The organism is Vibrio sp. 10N.286.48.B8, from assembly GCF_003050085.1.
Lineage (GTDB): Bacteria > Pseudomonadota > Gammaproteobacteria > Enterobacterales > Vibrionaceae > Vibrio > Vibrio crassostreae.
Genome location: NZ_PIGD01000003.1, coordinates 193,960 through 212,663, shown reverse-complemented (window position 1 = coordinate 212,663; position 18,704 = coordinate 193,960). Strand labels below are relative to the sequence as shown.

Genomic DNA, 18,704 nt, shown 5'->3' with positions numbered 1-18,704 from the left:
AGTATTAAGTAAAGTTAAACATGCTCAGATTACTTTCTGATTCTTCAGAAGGTATGTTTGCGTGTGTCAAAGGAAATAATAATGTTGAGAAATGAATCTCAAAGCTCTGCGAAAGCACAAGCGACTTCGCAGTCTACAAGCAGTGCAACAACCGGTTCGAGAACCAATATAAAAAACAAAGACCGCAATAAAACTCTCTACTTTCTCACCTGGCGCTGGCACTTCTATGCTGGGCTATTCGTTATCCCTTTCATGCTGATGTTAAGTATTACTGGTTTAATGATGTTGTTTGACGATGAAATCGAGTTAGCTTTCCATCACGATGCGATCGAGATTGTTGCATCGGGCGACCCGATTAAAGTGTCACAACAGCTAGCAGCAGTGCAGAATCAATATCCGCAAGGTTCAGTGACACAATTTGTACCAAGCAAAGCGCCTGACTTGGCGAACCGTTTTTCAGTCTCTCTGGAAGACGGCACATCGGTTTTCGCAACTGTGAATCAATATACTGGTGAAGTCGTCGGTGAGGTGCCGCGCAGCGATAGCCTGTATCAACTGGCGAATGACATTCACGGCACTTTGCTGATTGGTGATTGGGGTGATTACCTAATTGAAGTGGCGATAAGTTTATCCATTCTATTGTTAGTTAGTGGCATTTACCTATGGTTACCAAGAGACAATGCAAGCCGCGCTGGCTTTCTTAAGCTGAGAGTGTCATCCGGACCGCGCGTACTGATGCGAGACTTGCATGCGAACTTAGGTGGCACGTTATCTCTTATTCTGCTGCTCTTTATCCTATCAGGGTTAGCGTGGACAGGTTTCTGGGGCGGTAAGCTTGTTCAAGCATGGAGCACTTTTCCGGCTCAAATGTGGGACGATATTCCATTGTCAGATCAGACGCACGCATCACTTAACCATGGCTCGGAAGAAGAGTTACCGTGGAACTTGGAGCAAACACCACTGCCTTTGTCTCAAGATAAGCCAGCAGCACACGTTCATCATGTGGAAGAGGCGTCTGAACCTCATAATCACTCTAAGATGGGAGAAGACCACTCTCAACATGTCATTGCGGCGAGCAGTTTCGCGATTGATGATGTTATTGAGAAAGCACGATCTCTTGGTTTCACGCATTACAAGGTGAATTTCCCACGTTCAGAAACGGGTGTTTACACGGTGACAGCCAATACTATGGGCGGTGATATCATCGATCCAACTCAAGATCGCACCACACACCTAGACCAATACTCAGGCCGTATTCTGGGTGAAGTGACATGGCAAGATTACAACTTCATTGCCAAGACGCTAGCTGTTGGTATTTCTCTGCACCAAGGTGACATTAGTATCATCAATAAGCTTCTAAATGCCTTGTTTTGCTTGGCGTTCATCGTTGTGTCAGTGACTGGCGGTGTGATGTGGTGGATGCGCAGACCGTCAGGCCAACGCAAGCTCGGTACACCACCTAAGTTTGGTGATGCAGGCTTATGGAAAGCTGGCTTGGTGACGGTGGTGGTTATTTCGGTACTGTTTCCACTGGCGGGAGCAACGATTGTGGCTGCGATGCTCTTGGACTGGTTACTGTTCTCACGTGTTGAGAAGTTCAAAACGGCGTTGAGCTAATTGAATCACAAACAGACCTTCTCGACTTGAGAAGGTCTGTTTTGTTATTAAGGTGTTTGTTTATTAATAAGACTTTAAATTTGATAAAGCTCTAGCGGCAGGCCGTCTGGGTCTGCGAAAAACGTAAATGATTTCCCCGTAAACTCATCCACTCGAATCGGTTCGACGTCGATTCCTTGTCCTTCCAAATAGCTTTTGAACTGTTGAACGTCATCAACACAAAAGGCTAAATGTCTCAGCCCTTGAGCTTCTGGAAAGCTCGGTCTTTCAGGTGCATCAGGGAAGCTAAATAACTCAATTTGAGCACCATTAGGTAGCGCTAGGTCAAGTTTGTACGACTGACGAGCCTCACGATAGTTTTCGGCAATTATCTCAAGTTTTAAAACTTCCGTATAAAAGCGTTTCGACAATTCGTAGTCTGAACAGATTATTGCCGCGTGGTGTATTCCTTTAAGCATCAGTTTATTTCTCCTGCCAGCTTGTCACCCAAGTGTTCCATCGCGTAGTCAATGAAAACGCGCAGGCGGGCGGGCATGTACTTGGTTTGTGCAAACTGCATAGCGATGGCGCCATGGTAATTACTCTTGATGGTCCAATCTTCTAATACCTGTACAACAGAACCTTCAGCCAGCGCGTCTTGAATCACGAAGTCATGGAAAATACCGACGCCTAGACCTTCTTTCACACCTTTGAGTCGCATTTGCGAGTGGTTAACTGCGTACCGCCCACTGACGGGCACCGTGTGAAATTCATCATCTTTAAGGAAGTCCCAAATGTGGTCTTTATCTGTCTCTGCGAGATACAAACAATCGTGTTCAGACAGCTCGGTAGGGTGGTAAGGAATCCCTTTCGCTTCTAAATAGCTAGGGCTTGCACATAACACGAGGTTCGTTTTTCCTAGCTCTTTCAATACTAAGCTTTCGTCGGGCTTATCGGTTAGGCGGAAAGCGATGTCGATGCCCTGACGTAAAATATCGATGTCGCCATCGGCCGCTCTCAACTTGAGTTGGATTTCTGGATACTGATTTAAAAATGGAACAACAAAAGGCTGTAGCACTGAGTTTAAGAAAGCTTCAGGCGCCGCTACTGTTATGGAGCCTGCTGGTTCTGTGTGATCAGAGGTCGACAATTCAACCGCTTGCTGTGCAGCGTTAATCATGACAACGCTCTGGTCGTAAACCAATTGGCCTGCCTGAGTAATAATAAGCGTACGAGTGGTTCGTTCGAATAGCTTGACTGACAGTGCTTTCTCTAAACGTGTAATCAGCTTACTGAGCGCTGAAGGTGTCACCCCTAGCTGTTTTGCTGCCGCAGTAAAACTCCCTTCATTTACCACTAAGATGAACGAGGCGAGATCAGGAAGTAAGGCGATGAGTTTGGGATTAATCATAAGTATCCAGTTAGACTAATTTCAACAGTGAGCATAACCTTGATTGTGATTGATCTCTTCTGACTTGTGAATCAATTTCATCAATTGATACGCGCAATAGTAGCCGTGATGGAAGCCGTTCTTTTGTTGTTCCTATTTCAAATTACTCAGTTATTCAAATCTCAAGTCAATATGGCAATTCCGTTGCTTCCAATTGGTTGTTAGATGCTTTTGTTATATCAATGTAAATACTTGTGATTGCTTGTTAAATTTCATTTAAACGGTGTTAATATCCTCCAAACTTGTGCTGAATCGAATCAGCTATATTTCATCGTTCGAAGAGAACTTTTAACTTCGAGTTCGGAAGAGCAAAACATAGTTAGAGGTAAGTATTTTGCAACGTACTGATATTACCCCAACGCAATCTCCTGCGTTAGCCGCGTTAATTAATAACGATTATGAGCTTAATTTCCAAGAGTTTATGGACCAAATACAGCTGGCGAATAAACCTATGTCTCTGGCTTCCATTCGGTTCATATTGGATAACATCGAGCTGAGTAAAGAAGAGATCAAGTCGTTGGCGAGTTTTGATAAAGAAACATACTGCCGACAAAGACTTTTCAAGAATGACCACTGCGAAGTTTTAATTTTGAGTTGGCTAAATGGGCAAAGAAGTAAAATACACGATCATTTGAATACGTCTTGTGGCGTAAAAATTTTACACGGGCAAGCAACGGAAACCTTGTTTGAAACGGCGGCTAATGGCCATATTTTTGCTTCTCAGTCGACTCATTTCCAAGAGGGCAGTGTGACCGTCAGTAAAGATAATGATATCCATCAGATATCGAATCTACAGGCTGGAGATGAACCGCTCATTACGTTACATGTGTATTCGCCCCCTTTAAGCCAATTCCACCTCTATCAGCTAGAGAGCGGTAAGCCGGAGCTGCTCGACATACAACAAGAGTGCTGGGCCTACGAGATTTAAAGTGCGTTAAACGGAGACAACTTTCTACTTAAATGGTCATGATAAGGCTAAAAGGAGGCGTAGAAAGTTTGTCGTTTAATTTTGCTTTAACGCTATGCATTATAAAATTTTATACTATTTATGAACTTCGCATATCCACGGTAGTCATAGGGCTCACAAATATAAAATAATGAGCTGGATAAATTATGACTAAACGTGGGTTAGTGTCTGTGGCATGTGCCACGCTGATAGGTGGAGGTGCGTATTTCTATTTTCAAACTTCAACGCCTCCAGAAGCCTTTCCAACCCTAACGGTCTCCACGGGGACGATCGAAAAGCAGGCGGTTGCGGTGGGGTATATCGTTCCCGCTCACTCTGTGTCTATCAAATCTCAAATCGACGGGATCGTTGGTGAAATCTATGCTGGTGTTGGTGAGTACGTAACGCAAGGTCAGCCGCTTATTAAGGTTCGCCCTAACCCTACCCCGAAAGCGTTGACCGATGCCTCGACAGAGTTGATGCGAAGTGAGGCGAACATTGAGTCAGCAAAACAACAACTCGCTAATCTGCAGAGTTTGGTTGAACAAGAAATCATTCCTAAGAACTACGACGAATATGTGACTGCACGTTCCAATGTGAAATCAGCACAGGCTGACGTTATGCAAAAACGTCAGAACCTCGAATTGATTCAAAGCGGGGAGTCGACAATTGGTAACTCTCGCCTCACCTCTACCATTTATGCTCCGATAGACGGTACGGTGTTGAATCGAAAAGTCGAGGTAGGAGAACCGATTATTTCTACTGAATCGAGTCAAGCGGCAACAGAAATGATGTCATTGGCCGATATGAACAGCCTGATTTTTAAGGGCAGTGTTAGTGAGCATGATGCCGCACAACTTACTCCGGGGATGCCAGTAACGCTGACCGTTGCACCTTATCCAAGTATCGAAATAGAAGGGGTACTGACTAAGATTGCGATTCAGTCTGAAAGTCTTAACTCGACAGCTGATAGTAGTTCGGGCAAAAGTTTTGATAACGGTTTTGAAGTCGAAGTTGGCGAGCTCAAAATACCTCAAGACGTCCGGTTACGTTCAGGGTTCTCATCATCTGCTCAGATAATTCTAGTTAAATCAGAAAATGTACTCACTCTACCAGAGCGCGCACTGCAATTTGAAGGCGACAGCCCTAACGTATTAATCCCAGATAGCTCAGAACAAGGCTTCCACAAGCAAGCGGTAAAACTGGGCCTATCAGATGGTATCAATGTTGAAGTCATCGAAGGTGTGGAGTTAGACGAAACCGTCATCGACAACAGTATGATGGGGGCAGCACATGGTTAAGCCAGCGCTGTTTAGTTGTTCACAGCGATTAGACAAACCTCTGTCACCTCGTAAATCGACCCTGTTGAGTATAGGCAGCTTGCTATTAGCAACTGTACTTAGTTGTCCTTCATATGCCCTTTCTATTGAACAAGCATGGCAGCGAGCCAAACAGACGGATCCTGATTACGAGAAAGCCCGAATTGGTGTTCAACTCGGCGAGAGTTCGGTGGATTTAAGTCGCAGCTCTTTATTACCCGCTTTAAGCGCGAGCGCTTCAGCAGACTGGAGCGAAGACCGCAGTAGTTCAAATCGGTATGGTGCAGAGCTGTCTCAGGTTATTTGGGACAGTAGTCTTTGGTCTGAATTAGATAAAGCACAATCAGATTATCTGAAATCCCAGCTGGAATTGGCTCAAGCACATAATGATTTGGCGGCTAAGTTACTTCTGGTTTATCTCGATATAGGCAGCGCCCAAGGTAACTTACAGCTAACTAACAGTAAGTTAGAGGAAGGCAGCAAGCTGCTAAAAATCTTCGAAAAACGCTATCTAGCAGGCAAAGTGAAATCGATTGATGTGGAAGAGATGCGTGCTAATCAGTTGTCTGACAAAGCCAATATTCTGCGAGCAAAGGCAGAGTTAGAAAGTAAAAAGTCAGAGCTGGAAGCGCTGATAAACCAAGCTCCTGATTCGGTGGATCAAATTCGTACTGAGAATTTGGTTGAGCCTCCTATGCTGGTGGCTTCTCAGCAGCAGTGGCTTGAGTTAGCGAGAAATAATAGCCCTGAATTACTGGTTGCCATAAAAGGCGTTGAAGCGCGCAAGCTAGACAAAAAATCCGCCCAAGGAGGTTATTACCCAACAGTTAAAGGGCAAGTGGGCTATAACGACAGTGATCGGTTGGACAACGGTGAATTTAACGCGGGTTTAACTCTTAGTGTTCCTATTGATTTAAATGGTTCAACACGCGCCAAAGTGGACCAAACTTCGCTTAACTTGTTGACGGCTAAGCAGGATTTACGAAAGGTTGAAATAGACATCAAGAAGCGAATTGATCAGAACTTTACTCAAGTGAAGCTCAACTGGGAACGAGTGTTAATGGCGCATGATGTTGTAGCGTCTCGCGCAGAGGTGTTGAGTAGCAAAGAAAAGTTATACGACGCGGGTTTCCTAGAAGCCTCAGATGTTATCAATGCACATAACAGCTTATTTGATTCAAGGTTCCTTCTACAGACCAACTTATATGATTATTGGCGTCAGAGAATAGGCCTGCTACAGACAACTGGTAAATTAGATGATGAAGCGATGGCGCTGATATCTCAGGCGTTACACCATGGTTAATCTTTTTCTTCAGACTTGGCAAACGTTGTTGGCGCATCGGATGAAAAGTGCCTTGGCTATTATTGCAATTTCATGGGGCGTACTGTCTGTTGTTGTTTTAATGGCGCTAGGGGAAGGCTTCTATCGTTATCAAACGAAGTCTTTCTCATTTTTGGTCAATGACACTCAGGTTGTGTTTCCCTCTAGTACGAGTAAACCTTGGCAGGGCTTGCCCTCAAGGCGCGAAATAAACCTTGAACAAGATAAAATTGAGCTGATCCAGCAGGCTGGTTTTGTTAAAGAGGCGTCTGCTGTTTACCTTAAATGGGATACCAGCGTGACGAATACTCAAGGGCATAATATTGGCAGTATGGTGAGTGGTGTTGCTCCCTCTTATTTTCCTATCTCACAAAATAAGTTGCAGCCTGGTTCACGAAATATTTCGGTGACGGATATGGCAAACCACACACGGGTGGCTGTATTGGGTGATCGAATTGCTCAAATGGGCGGAGTCGACATTGGCGACCATATTAAGATCAACGGCATTCCATTCTACGTAATTGGTGTGATGGTCGATAATGAAGGAGGGATCTCTTTCGGTGAGAGTCGACGAGTTTTTGTGCCTCAAACTACTTATCTTGATCTCTGGAACGATAAGCCATGGCAACTGCTATTAAAGCCTGTAGAAGCCATGGATTCCGCATCGTTTAGACGTAATATTGTTAATTTTTTTGCTAAACAGATGCACTTTGACCCTACGGATAAAGATGCGGTCTATCTGCCCGACTTTAGCGAGGGTGGGGACGTGATTACCGGTATCTTTCGTGGTATTCAAATATTCCTGACGACCAGTGGCGCTATGACTATGGCGGTTGGCGCTTTGGGTGTGGCTAATATCATGTTTCTCTCTGTTACGGAAAGAACTCGAGAAATTGGCGTTCGGCTGGCGATTGGTGCAACACAGGGTTCCATCATGTCTCAGTTTATTATTGAGGGGCTTATCTTAGTTACCTTAGGATCCATCGTGGGATTAATGGCGTCCTTTGGTACGGTTTATTTGCTTGGCTCGATGGCGTTACCAGAATGGATTGGATCACCTGTTATCACGTTAAGCTCGATTGGAATGGCGCTAACGGTGACACTGATTCTGGCGTTCTTAGCCTCTTACTTTCCTGCAAAACGGGCGTCTCGTCTCACTCCTGTTGATGCACTTAGTGCGAGGGCTTAATCATGCTATTACCGATGAGACAAATCTTTCAGGAAATGTCTGCAGAAAAGCTACGACTTGGACTCACAGTTCTGGCTGTTGCGTGGGCAACCTTGTGTATTTCAGCGATGCTATCGGTGGGAGAAGGCATTAGACAAGGCGTGCTTAAAACGGCACAAAATGGCAATGGTAATTTGATTTATCTATCAGGGGGGATGGCTACGGTTGATTATGGATCTTTTCATCAGGGCAAGCCGCTGACTCTAACAGTAGAAGATACGAAAGTTGTAGAGGCTCTGCCTAACATCAAAGCTGCGGTGCCGACAGCTGTGTGGGATGAATCACTTACTGTTGGGGAGCGAGGGTCTTGGAAAAAAGCGTTAGCGGTAACGACTGAATTTCAGTCGGTGACGAATCTCAAGACACGTCCAGGAGGGCGTTGGTTTAATCCTCTAGACCAAAAGCAACAACGTAAAGTCATCGTGTTGGGTTACCTTTTAGCGGCCGATTTGTTTAACCCTAATGAAAGCTTTAGCTGGTTTGCTACTGTCAAATTAGAGGTTAATCCCGTCGGGAAAACAGTAAAAATTGGCAGCCAAGAGTTTACGGTGATTGGTGTACTAGAGAAAAACAGTGCCAAGGTTGAACAGGGAGATAGCATCAATTATTCAAGCTTTGTTCCTTTCTCTACATGGCAGCGTTTTAATATCAACGGAGATATCAGTGGTATCAACGTTCAACCTCATGATGGTGTCGACAGAGTCAAACTTGCAGATACGATTCGTCAGGTTATTGCGCGCAAACATGGTGCTAGTGTCAGTGATGAGCAGGTCGTTCAGGTTGAGGATATGTTCCTCAAACAAAAAACGATGCAACAATTCTTAGTTGGTCTGCAGGGGTTCCTTGGTGTGATTGGTTTTATCACTTTGGCAGTGGCGGGCATAGGTATTGCTAACGTGATGTATGCAACGGTGAAACGATCCACACGAGATATTGGCGTGAGAATGGCGGTCGGTGCTACTCCAGGGATGATTCGCATGCATTATCTGGTTCAGTCATTGATGACTATGATGATGGGCGGTTTATTGGGCTTAGTAATCACTTATACACTGATTGCTGTAATTCGCTCGTTAGAGCTTGAAGGCAACATGTTTTATGAGCGTCTTGGTAAACCTGTGCCTGAGCTTTCATGGTTGGTTGTCACCATTGTTGTTTTGACGTTGGTGGTTATTGGTGTCGCTGCGGCTTGGCTTCCGGCTAATCGTGCGGCGAAAGTGACTCCGATGGAGGCACTACAAAGTGAATGATGAGATCAAAGACAGCGGAGAAACCATGTCTAACAAATTCTTAGTGGAACTCTCAAATATCGGTAAACACTACTCAAACGGTGATACTGAAATACGTGCATTAGACGGTGTCGATCTCTCGATTGAGAAGGGAGAGTTTTTGTCTATTTTAGGCCCGTCAGGATCCGGTAAATCAACGCTGATGAATATGCTGGGTTGCCTTGATAAGCCGACGGAAGGGGAGTATCAGCTAGATGGAAAAAATGTTGCTGCGTTGAGTGCTAATGATCTTGCTGGTATTCGGAATCAAAAAATTGGTTTTGTATTCCAGAATTTTAATTTGCTTGAGTATGCATCTGCATTGGACAATGTTGCTCTGCCTCTCGTGTACTCAGGGATCAAAGCCAAAGAGCGTCGTAAGCGTGCGGCGGCATTACTTGAACAAGTAGGGTTGGGCGATCGACTTGACCATAAACCGAATCAGCTGTCTGGTGGTCAGAAACAGCGTGTCGCTATTGCTAGAGCTTTGGTTAATGAGCCTCAGATTATATTAGCTGATGAGCCAACAGGGGCTCTGGATTCCAAGTCTGGCGCTGAGATAGAGGCTTTGTTTAATCAGCTTCATGCTGAGGGCCGAACATTGATTATCGTGACGCACGATAATTCGCTGGCTGAACGAACTAAGCGCATAGTGACGATCAAAGACGGTAAAGTATTGTCTGATCACCAAGGGCAACATTGCTGAACCTAGAACCTAGAACCTAGAACCTAGAAAAAAGCAGCTTTCGCTTAGAGCCACTTCCTCACGAAGTGGCTTTTTTCTTAAGTGTTTAACACTGATCTTGTACGGACGATATTGAGTGAACTACACTGATAAAAAGCTAGGTAAGTAACAGATTAATAAAGAAAATTTCCCTATAGTGTTAAAACGACTTCGTGAATCACTCTCTATTCTGCCAAGTTGAGGTGAATAGACAGTGACTTCACTTCAGTGAGAGATTGCTCAAGCACGCTAAAGAAGATCTCTTCTTCATAACCTAATGCAAACGCACGATCGATAAACACACCTGGAGAAAAAATGTCTTCCTCTGGGATATCTAGGCGAAACAGAGCTTCAACCCCCCAGTCACTTTCTCTACACTAGATTCTACTTTTGGCTGATAAAAGCAGGTGTGCCAGTCGTTTTCAAAGGCTTCTTGTATTATGTGGTCTGATAGGTTCATGTGTTTGTCTCTCATTTGCATAGCGGCGTAACGGTCGAACATTCTGAGAGAAACCTAAATTCATCACTATATCGTTCTGAGATGAAAAATTGATATTTGATATGAAAGCGAAATTAGACCGGAATGGAGGGTGATTTGTCGTTAAAAAGAACAAGTAAGACACGTTTATGTGCCCTGTGTCACTGGGATGAACCATTATTAGTGCCTGTGATTCATTAATGTTTTTCCAACTAAAGGGATAATCGAGAAGGGGATGTTCAACTAGAATAGGGGTATAAGTTTTACAGTGTAAATGATCGAATTGAAATCGTTTACATCCCCTACATAATGCGGCGCGCGATGCTGCTGAATAATAATTAGGAAGGAATAGACAATGTCTTCTGCATTTTACCAACAGATTCAAACTCAAATCGAAGAAGTTAAAGAAGAAGGTCTTTACAAGTCTGAGCGCATTATTACTTCTGCACAAAAAGCAGCGGTTTCTATCTCGACTGGTGAAGAAGTACTAAACTTCTGTGCAAACAACTACTTAGGTCTTGCTAACCACCCAGCTCTTATCGAAGCGGCTAAAGATGGCATGGATCAGCACGGTTTTGGTATGGCTTCAGTACGTTTCATCTGTGGTACTCAAGATTCTCACAAAGAACTAGAGCAAAAGCTGTCTACGTTCCTAGGTAAAGAAGACACTATCCTTTACACATCTTGTTTTGATGCTAACGCTGGTTTATTCGAAACGATTCTAGGTAAAGAAGACGCAATCATCTCTGACGCACTAAACCACGCATCTATCATCGATGGCGTTCGTCTTTGTAAAGCAATGCGCTTCCGTTACTCGAACAACAACATGGAAGAGCTAGAGCAGCAACTTATCGCTGCTAAAGAAGCTGGCGCTCGTCACACGCTAATCGTAACTGATGGCGTGTTCTCTATGGACGGCGTAGTGGCGAACCTTCCTGCTATCTGTGACCTTGCAGACAAGTACGACGCATTAGTTATGGTTGATGACTCTCACGCTGTCGGCTTCATGGGCGAAAACGGCGCGGGTACTCACGAGTTCCACAACGTTGTAGACCGTATCGATATCATCACTGGTACTCTTGGTAAAGCAATGGGTGGCGCTTCAGGCGGTTACACGTCTGGTAAGAAAGAAGTGATCGACTGGCTACGTCAGCGTTCTCGTCCATACCTATTCTCTAACTCTGTTGCACCTGCAATAGTATCTGCGTCTATCCGCGTTCTAGATCTTCTAGCGGAATCTGGCGACCTACGTACTCAACTATGGGAAAACTCTGCTCACTTCCGTACTCGCATGGAAGAAGCTGGTTTCACTATGGGTGGTGCTGACCACGCAATCATCCCAATCATGCTGGGTGATGCAAAAGTAGCGGCTGAGTTCGCAGAGCGCGCACTAGAGAAAGGCATCTACGTTGTAGGTTTCTCTTTCCCAGTAGTACCAAAAGGCCAAGCTCGTATCCGTACGCAAATGTCTGCTGCACACTCTCGTGAGCAACTGGATCGCGCAATCGATGCGTTCATCCAAGTTGGTAAAGACATGGCTATCATCTAATTTTAAAGGGATGCCTTTTGCGTCCTTTGATTAGATAGAACAACACCCAATAGAACATATAGATTTTTGATTCTCGCCTTACAGTTAGGCGAGATGAACTGGATAACATTATGAAAATTAAAGCACTTTCTAAGCTTAAGCCTGAAGAAGGCATTTGGATGACCGAGGTTGAAAAACCTGAAATGGGTCATAATGATCTTCTTATTCGTATTAAGAAAACTGCAATTTGTGGTACTGACGTACATATCTACAACTGGGATGAATGGTCACAAAACACAATTCCAGTACCTATGGTAGTAGGTCACGAATACGTGGGTGAAGTTGTTGGCATCGGCCAAGAAGTTCGTGGTTTTGAAATCGGCGACCGTGTATCTGGCGAAGGTCACATCACATGTGGTCACTGTCGTAACTGTCGTGGCGGCCGTACTCACCTTTGTCGTAACACAACAGGTGTTGGTGTAAACCGCACTGGTGCGTTCTCTGAGTTCCTTGTGATCCCTGCGTTCAACGCATTTAAGATCCCTGCAGAAATCTCTGATGATCTAGCATCAATCTTTGACCCGTTTGGTAACGCAGTACACACAGCGCTTTCTTTCGACCTAGTAGGCGAAGACGTGCTAATCACGGGTGCTGGCCCAATCGGTATCATGGCTGCTGCTGTTGCTAAGCACGTTGGTGCTCGTCACGTTGTAATTACTGACGTAAACGAATACCGCCTAGATCTTGCTAAGAAAATGGGTGTGACTCGCGCAGTAAACGTGATGGAAGAGAAGCTTGAAGATGTAATGGCTGATCTAGGCATGACTGAAGGCTTCGATGTTGGCCTAGAAATGTCTGGTAACCCATCTGCGTTCAACAGCATGCTGACTAACATGAACCACGGCGGTAAGATCTCTCTACTAGGTATTCCACCATCAGACATGGCAGTAGACTGGAACCAAGTAATCTTTAAAGGCTTGGTTATCAAAGGTATCTACGGTCGTGAGATGTTCGAAACTTGGTACAAGATGGCTTCACTAATCCAGTCTGGCCTAGATCTAACACCAATCATCACTCACCACTACAAAGTGGACGACTTCCAGAAAGGCTTCGACATGATGCGCTCTGGTATGTCAGGTAAAGTAATCCTAGATTGGGAATAATCTTTAACTGAGTAACAAGATATTAGAAAGGCGACAGTTATTACAGTCGCCTTTTTTGTAGGCATTTTTAATTGATGAATAATTTTAGTTATTCATATTTAGTGGTGAGCCACATTTAGACCTACCATTAACTGTTAAGGCTGGTAAATAAAGACATTTAGGCTGATTAAGTTAAGACTTTTATTACATACGTCTGAAATTCTCTGAGTGAATGCTTGCGCTTTAATTTGTGAGAATTTATTATGCATCACGGTGAATTAACGTTGTTATTGAGTCTAGTTAGTAATCAGAAAATAAATAAAGCTTGGATGTCATGGAAATAATACAGAAAAAAAGATCTATCAAATATACGTTTACCTTTATGGATAACCATCTTAACTTTGCATATAAGATTAAGTCGGGAACTGGGGATAGGGATCTAGATTATGTCAATTTCCCCAAGAAATCATCGACTTTGATAGAGCAGAATGAATGGTTCCAAAGTGTTGGTTATGTTTGGTGTATACTCGGTGCTTTTGACATTTTGTATGAAAGCTACTTGGGAGCTTTTCCAAATCTTTGGTTTTTAGTTCTGCTTGGGGGGATGCTCCTAGTATGGAGTCATTTTTCAAAAGTAAAGTATTCGGTATTTGAAACGGATAGTGCGAACATATTAGTTATTCAAGATAAAAATCATGACCTCATTATTAATGAACTTAAGACGCGTAAAAAATCGCAACTACTAGAATGGTATGGGCATGTGAATCAAGACAACGAATCTGAGGTTGAGGTTGGCAAGTTCAAATGGTTGTTAGATGAAGATGTTATTACAAAAGAAGAATATGAAGAAAAAATAGCTCAAATAGAGTCGTTAATTAAAGAAGAAAGTAATCTGTCTAATTCTGTTATCCATTAAGTATTTTTATTAAACTGTTAGGGTGAATATGAACATCTGGTCGCTTATGGGACTGCTTCACTTGGAAATTCCCAAAACAGTCTATGCATGTAAGTAGCAATGGCAATAAGAATAGGCTCATTAAAGCAAAAGATAGAAACAGCATTGAAAAAGGCTGAACGATGATCGTTCAGCCTTTTGTGTTACTTCATTGAAGCGCTTCGATTAACCAGCAGCAACCTGCATGATAAGGCCACAGATGTAAGCGCCGTATGTGCCTAGAGCGTAACCAAGTACCGCCATTAGGATACCTACCGGAGCTAATGCTGGGTGGAATGCTGCAGCTACGATAGGAGCTGATGCTGCGCCGCCAACGTTAGCTTGGCTACCGACAGCCATGAAGAACAGTGGTGCGCGGATAAGCTTCGCCATCACAATCATTAGAATGGCATGGATAGTTAGCCATGTGATACCAATGAAGAAGTAACCTGGGTTGTCTAAGATAGCAGTCACATCCATTTGCATACCAATAGTAGCAACTAGGATGTAGATGAACGCTGAACCAACTTTAGATGCGCCGCTGTGCTCAAGGCTGCGTGTCGATTTGAAGCATGAAGCGATCAACGCGAACGTTGTTACCATTACGATCAACCAGAAGAAGCCAGATGTTAGGCTGTATTTCGCAAGTTCTGGTGCGTTGGTTGAGATCCACGGTGCAATCATGTCACTGAATAAGTGAGCTAGGCCGGTTAAACCGAAGGCAATTGCCGTGATCTTCATGAGATCGGTTGTGGTTGTTGGACGAGCGTTCTCTTCTTGGTATTTAGAAACCGTCTCTTTTAGCTCTTCGATAGATGATGTGTCAGCTTTTAGCCATGCATCAATCTTCTTCTGACGACCTGCCATGATAAGCAACACAGCCATCCAAATGTTTGCACAGATAACGTCTACCGTAATCATTGCTGAGAAGAGTTGGTCATCAACTTCAAATACTTCTTTCATTGCTGCTTGGTTTGCACCGCCGCCGATCCAAGAACCAGCAACAGTTGTAAGGCCACGCCATACATCGCCAGATACGAGGTCAGGGTTAACTTGGTCGATAATTAGAATCGCTAAAGGCCCGCCAATGATAATGCCGACAGTACCAGTTAGGAACATGATGACGGCTTTAGAACCAAGGCCAAATATTTTACGAAGGTCTGCTGAGATGATCAGAAGAACGAGTGCACTCGGTAATAGGTAACGACTGGCAACAAAGTACAGCTTTGAGTTTGATGCGTCGATGATGCCGAAACTGTTCAATAGAGAAGGAACAAAGTAACAGAGCAATAGACCCGGAACGAACGAGTAGAATTTTTTCAGTGCGCTATTTTGGCTACTTTCCGTGATAAAAACACCGCCAAGAATAACAGCTAACATGCCCATTATTACAGCATCATTAGTAATCATTATTATATCTCCTTTAAGGTGAGCGCAAAGGTCTCACTTTTTGAATTGCAGGACTATACCGACAACCGCCATTCGTTACAAATTGTAACGATAGACATACTTTGAAATGTTTATGTTAATTTTGATGGTTTGAATTTGTGAATGTCGTGCGTTATTTATTTGATTGATGAATGGGTTTGTTGGGGCTTTTGCGGCGGATTTAGATATATGCAATGTAATTCAAGCCTTAGAGAGTGGTCGCTATGATTTGGGTGGATGTTTGAATGGCAGGAATGAGTGCATATATAGCCATGTTTATGGTGTGGTTTATGCAGGGTTGGAATGTTTCAATAATGTAAAAATTGAATCCACTTTTGCTATGTGGTCAGAAATTAAAAATTTTAGCTAGATCACACAAATATCTCGGATTATGAGTTTCAGCACCTGATACTTATGTTCATTTGACGTTTTGTAGGGGTTAAATGAAAGAAAAAGCGGCTTAAATAGCCGCTTTTGATGGTTGCATTGCATGGTCATCTAGAGCTGTAGCTTAGACTTCTGCTTAAGACTCTTCTTCCTCAAAGCCATCTGCATAACCTTTTGGTGGTGGTGTCCAACCACGTTCAGATCGAGAGTGTTTGTCTGAACGGTCTTTCTTCATGTCTTCTTTCATCGCATCTTCAAGGTGAATGAAGATTTGTCGGTAGTTGTTGTCGTAGCGTGGATTTTCTTCAGCCTCAGACCAAGCTTGGTAAAGCTTTTCAGACTTACGGCTCTCTACGCGTTGATACGTCGATTTTTGCTGTTCGACGAAGAATGGATGATGACCCAAAGAGCGCAAGGCTTGTGCGCCCATTTCAAGAGCAGAATGGTAGGTCTCTGATTCCACAAAGTCTGCACCTGCTTCTCGTAAGCGATAACTATGACCACGGTCGAATGCGCGGGCTAAGATTTTCACTTTAGGGTAGGTGTGTTTAACGTACTTCACTAACTCAACGCTTGAGTCTTGGTTATCGATTGCTACTACTAGCATTGCCGCTTCTTCGATTCCGGCGGTATGCAACAAGTCGTGACGAGTCGCATCACCAAAGTAAGATTTGATATTGATAGAACGCAGTAAGTCTACTTGGTTCGCTTGGTGATCCAGAACCACCGTATTGACATCGTTCGACACCAACAAGCGGTTAACGATTTGACCGAATCGACCAATGCCCGCAATGATAACGGTGCCTTTCTCTTCAATAGTATCTTCTTCGCGGTCGTTAGATTTTTGTTCGTAACGAGGCAGAATCACTTTATCAAATAGAATGAATAACCCTGGTGTTAGGAACATTGAAAGTGCCACAACCAGAGACAATGTTTGGACGATGCCAGCAGGTAACACGTGGTTTTGAGCCGAGAAGCTCAATAGTACAAATCCAAACTCACCGGCTTGCGCCAAGCTCAATGTAAACAGCCAACGGTCACTGTTTTTGATTTTGAAGATCAATGCCAACGTAAATAGCACTAAGGCTTTAAGGAGCATGACGCCAAGGGTGAGGCCAATGATCAAACCAAAGTCGTTGAATAGAACATCAAAGTTGATGCCCGCACCGACGGTAATAAAGAACAAGCCAAGTAACAGTCCCTTAAACGGGTCGATATTAGACTCAAGTTCGTGGCGGAATTCACTGTTCGCTAATACCACACCTGCAAGGAAAGTGCCCAAAGCCGGTGATAGGCCGACTAGGCTCATTAATGCAGCAATACCAATCACCAACATCAGTGCGGTTGCAGTAAAGATTTCACGCAGACCTGAGCTTGCTACAAAGCGGAACAGTGGACGACTCAAGAAGTGTCCGCCGACCACAACAATCGCAATAGATGCAGTGATCACAAGGCCATAAGCCCAGCCGGGTAGGCCAGCAACGAGACTTAACTCTTCATGATGATCAGAAGCCGAAGCGACCGCGCTTTGTGCAGCTTCGATTAATTCTGGCAACGCCAATAGAGGGATAAACGCCAACATAGGGATGACGGCTATATCTTGGAACAGTAGGACTGAGAAAGCGTTCTTGCCGCCTTCTGTTTTGGATAGCCCTTTTTCGTTAAAGGTTTGGAGAACAATCGCGGTAGATGACAGTGCGAAGATCAAACCGATAGTCAGCGCAATGGTCCAAGGCTGTCCGAAGAAAAGGGCGATACCCATTACAATTGCGGTCGTGCCACCAACTTGCAGGCCACCTAGCCCCATAAGTCGGTTCCTCATTGCCCAAAGCATCTTAGGTTCAAGCTCAAGACCGACTAAGAACAGCATCATAACCACACCGAACTCGGCAAAGTGTTGGATAGTTGTGGTCTCTTCACCTACGAGACCAATAATTGGGCCAATCACAACACCAGCAATGAGGTACCCAAGTACAGAGCCGAGGCCAAGTCTTTTGGCAATAGGCACGGCAATAACTGCTGCTACGAAGTAGATAAACGCTTGTAGAAAATATCCCGTCATTATTTAACCTCTGCCATTAGTTCTTCTACGTAGTGGTTTAGCTTTTCTGCCTTACTGGCTTTTTTGATATTGATCTCGCCAGCAACCAACGCCTCTAACAGTACTTTATAGCTATCGACATGCTCTTGAATGCGGTTCTCTTCCAACGCGGTACGCGAACCAAATAACGCAAAGGGCGCGAGGTAGTTCATCCCACACAGAGAAGCGGTTTGTTCGATTGGGTGAAGCAGTTCTCGAATCGTGAAATGGTTGTAACCATCAGTTTGGTAGGCGTCTTTTTTGCCACCTGCAGTAATGCTACATAACAAGTTCTTGCCTTGTAGTTCGTTGCCATCGGTGCCGTAAGCAAATCCGTATTCTAGGACGAGGTCTTGCCATTCTTTAAGAATTGCGGGTGTTGAGTACCAATATAGTGGGAACTGAAAAATGATGATGTCATGGTCCAACAGGCGTTTCTGTTCGCGATCGATATTGATCTTGAAGGTTGGGTATTCAGCATAAAGGTCGACACAGGTGACGCCTTCAATACGTTTGGCTTGCTCAAATAAGGGTTTGTTAGCTTCAGAGCGATGCTGAGAAGGGTGGGCGAATAGCACCAAGACTCGATTTTTCGACATATAGCCCTCTTTGTCCATTAACGAATAATATTTATTGGAATTATAGATATACAATAATAGAAGAATGGTTGAACAACAACGAATTAGCCCATACTTATCTAGTTACAAGCGCGTGTTTTTAGGGACTTAATTATATAAAACACCCGTCAATTTGAGTATTTCCGGCACACGCAGCCGGTGACTGAGTAAAACTAATTATTCGCTAATAATAAAAGCGAATAGGTGTACTTTATGTCACCGTTGAAGGCTAACGTAAATAATTCAATCACCCTACATAGA

At 44.0% G+C, this 18,704-nt stretch carries 15 protein-coding genes and 1 pseudogene; 10 read left to right on the top strand and 6 right to left on the bottom strand.

Translation table 11 applies throughout. The features are described from left to right. Positions 1 to 81: 81 nt before the first annotated feature. Positions 82 to 1,617, top strand: a complete 1,536-nt coding sequence (locus CWO08_RS05625) for a PepSY domain-containing protein (protein WP_108020066.1) — start codon at positions 82 to 84, stop codon at positions 1,615 to 1,617. 74 nt (positions 1,618 to 1,691) lie between these two features. Here CWO08_RS05625 and CWO08_RS05620 read toward each other — a convergent pair whose 3' ends face one another. After that, complete coding sequence (locus tag CWO08_RS05620) at positions 1,692 to 2,075, bottom strand: VOC family protein (RefSeq protein ID WP_048608779.1); 384 nt, start codon at positions 2,073 to 2,075, stop codon at positions 1,692 to 1,694. Next, positions 2,075 to 3,007 (bottom strand): LysR family transcriptional regulator, encoded by a 933-nt coding sequence (locus CWO08_RS05615; RefSeq protein WP_108020065.1) that lies wholly within the window; start codon positions 3,005 to 3,007, stop codon positions 2,075 to 2,077. Before CWO08_RS05615 ends, CWO08_RS05620 begins: the two co-directional genes overlap by 1 nt. Before the next feature lie 373 nt (positions 3,008 to 3,380). Between CWO08_RS05615 and CWO08_RS05610 the strand changes: the two genes are divergently transcribed. From CWO08_RS05610 to CWO08_RS05585, 6 genes are all read left to right on the top strand, one after another. After that, positions 3,381 to 3,974, top strand: a complete 594-nt coding sequence (locus CWO08_RS05610; RefSeq protein WP_102431495.1) for a cysteine dioxygenase family protein — start codon at positions 3,381 to 3,383, stop codon at positions 3,972 to 3,974. Between the two features lie 185 nt (positions 3,975 to 4,159). Next, the gene (locus CWO08_RS05605; RefSeq protein WP_055319410.1) at positions 4,160 to 5,293 is read left to right on the top strand and encodes an efflux RND transporter periplasmic adaptor subunit; all 1,134 of its coding nucleotides are present in this window, start codon (positions 4,160 to 4,162) and stop codon (positions 5,291 to 5,293) included. Beyond that, positions 5,286 to 6,614, top strand: a complete 1,329-nt coding sequence (locus CWO08_RS05600) for a TolC family protein (RefSeq protein WP_102431496.1) — start codon at positions 5,286 to 5,288, stop codon at positions 6,612 to 6,614. The genes CWO08_RS05605 and CWO08_RS05600 overlap by 8 nt, the downstream gene beginning before the upstream one ends. Next, positions 6,607 to 7,821: an ABC transporter permease gene (locus tag CWO08_RS05595; protein WP_102431497.1), complete on the top strand. Its 1,215-nt coding sequence runs from the start codon at positions 6,607 to 6,609 to the stop codon at positions 7,819 to 7,821. Before CWO08_RS05600 ends, CWO08_RS05595 begins: the two co-directional genes overlap by 8 nt. Positions 7,822 to 7,823: 2 nt before the next feature. Further along, a complete protein-coding gene (locus CWO08_RS05590; RefSeq protein WP_108020064.1) occupies positions 7,824 to 9,107 on the top strand; it encodes an ABC transporter permease in 1,284 nt (427 codons plus the stop codon). 25 nt (positions 9,108 to 9,132) lie between these two features. Then, on the top strand, positions 9,133 to 9,831 hold the full coding sequence (locus tag CWO08_RS05585) for an ABC transporter ATP-binding protein (RefSeq protein WP_108020121.1): 699 nt from the start codon (positions 9,133 to 9,135) through the stop codon (positions 9,829 to 9,831). A 209-nt stretch (positions 9,832 to 10,040) separates the two neighbouring features. On the opposite strand, the pseudogene CWO08_RS24350 reads toward CWO08_RS05585, so the two are convergent. After that, positions 10,041 to 10,330 (bottom strand): annotated as a pseudogene (locus CWO08_RS24350) (EAL domain-containing protein); the annotation flags it as partial. A gap of 352 nt (positions 10,331 to 10,682) precedes the next feature. Here CWO08_RS24350 and CWO08_RS05575 point away from each other — a divergent pair. The 3 genes from CWO08_RS05575 (at position 10,683) to CWO08_RS05565 (ending at position 13,913) form a co-directional block, all read left to right on the top strand. After that, positions 10,683 to 11,876: a glycine C-acetyltransferase gene (locus tag CWO08_RS05575; RefSeq protein WP_055319414.1), complete on the top strand. Its 1,194-nt coding sequence runs from the start codon at positions 10,683 to 10,685 to the stop codon at positions 11,874 to 11,876. 110 nt (positions 11,877 to 11,986) lie between these two features. Continuing rightward, positions 11,987 to 13,018, top strand: coding sequence for an L-threonine 3-dehydrogenase (tdh, locus tag CWO08_RS05570; protein WP_017058545.1), 1,032 nt, complete (start codon positions 11,987 to 11,989; stop codon positions 13,016 to 13,018). 361 nt (positions 13,019 to 13,379) lie between these two features. Then, entirely contained in the window at positions 13,380 to 13,913 is a 534-nt protein-coding gene (locus CWO08_RS05565) for a hypothetical protein (RefSeq protein ID WP_240699538.1), read from the top strand. Positions 13,914 to 14,117: 204 nt separating this feature from the next. Here CWO08_RS05565 and CWO08_RS05560 read toward each other — a convergent pair whose 3' ends face one another. From CWO08_RS05560 to CWO08_RS05550, 3 genes are all read right to left on the bottom strand, one after another. Continuing rightward, positions 14,118 to 15,341, bottom strand: coding sequence for a DUF819 domain-containing protein (locus tag CWO08_RS05560; RefSeq protein ID WP_107898806.1), 1,224 nt, complete (start codon positions 15,339 to 15,341; stop codon positions 14,118 to 14,120). Positions 15,342 to 15,882: 541 nt separating this feature from the next. After that, positions 15,883 to 17,808, bottom strand: coding sequence for a monovalent cation:proton antiporter-2 (CPA2) family protein (locus CWO08_RS05555; RefSeq protein WP_108020063.1), 1,926 nt, complete (start codon positions 17,806 to 17,808; stop codon positions 15,883 to 15,885). Further along, on the bottom strand, positions 17,808 to 18,425 hold the full coding sequence (locus CWO08_RS05550) for an NAD(P)H-dependent oxidoreductase (protein WP_048660394.1): 618 nt from the start codon (positions 18,423 to 18,425) through the stop codon (positions 17,808 to 17,810). Before CWO08_RS05550 ends, CWO08_RS05555 begins: the two co-directional genes overlap by 1 nt. Positions 18,426 to 18,704 lie beyond the last annotated feature (279 nt).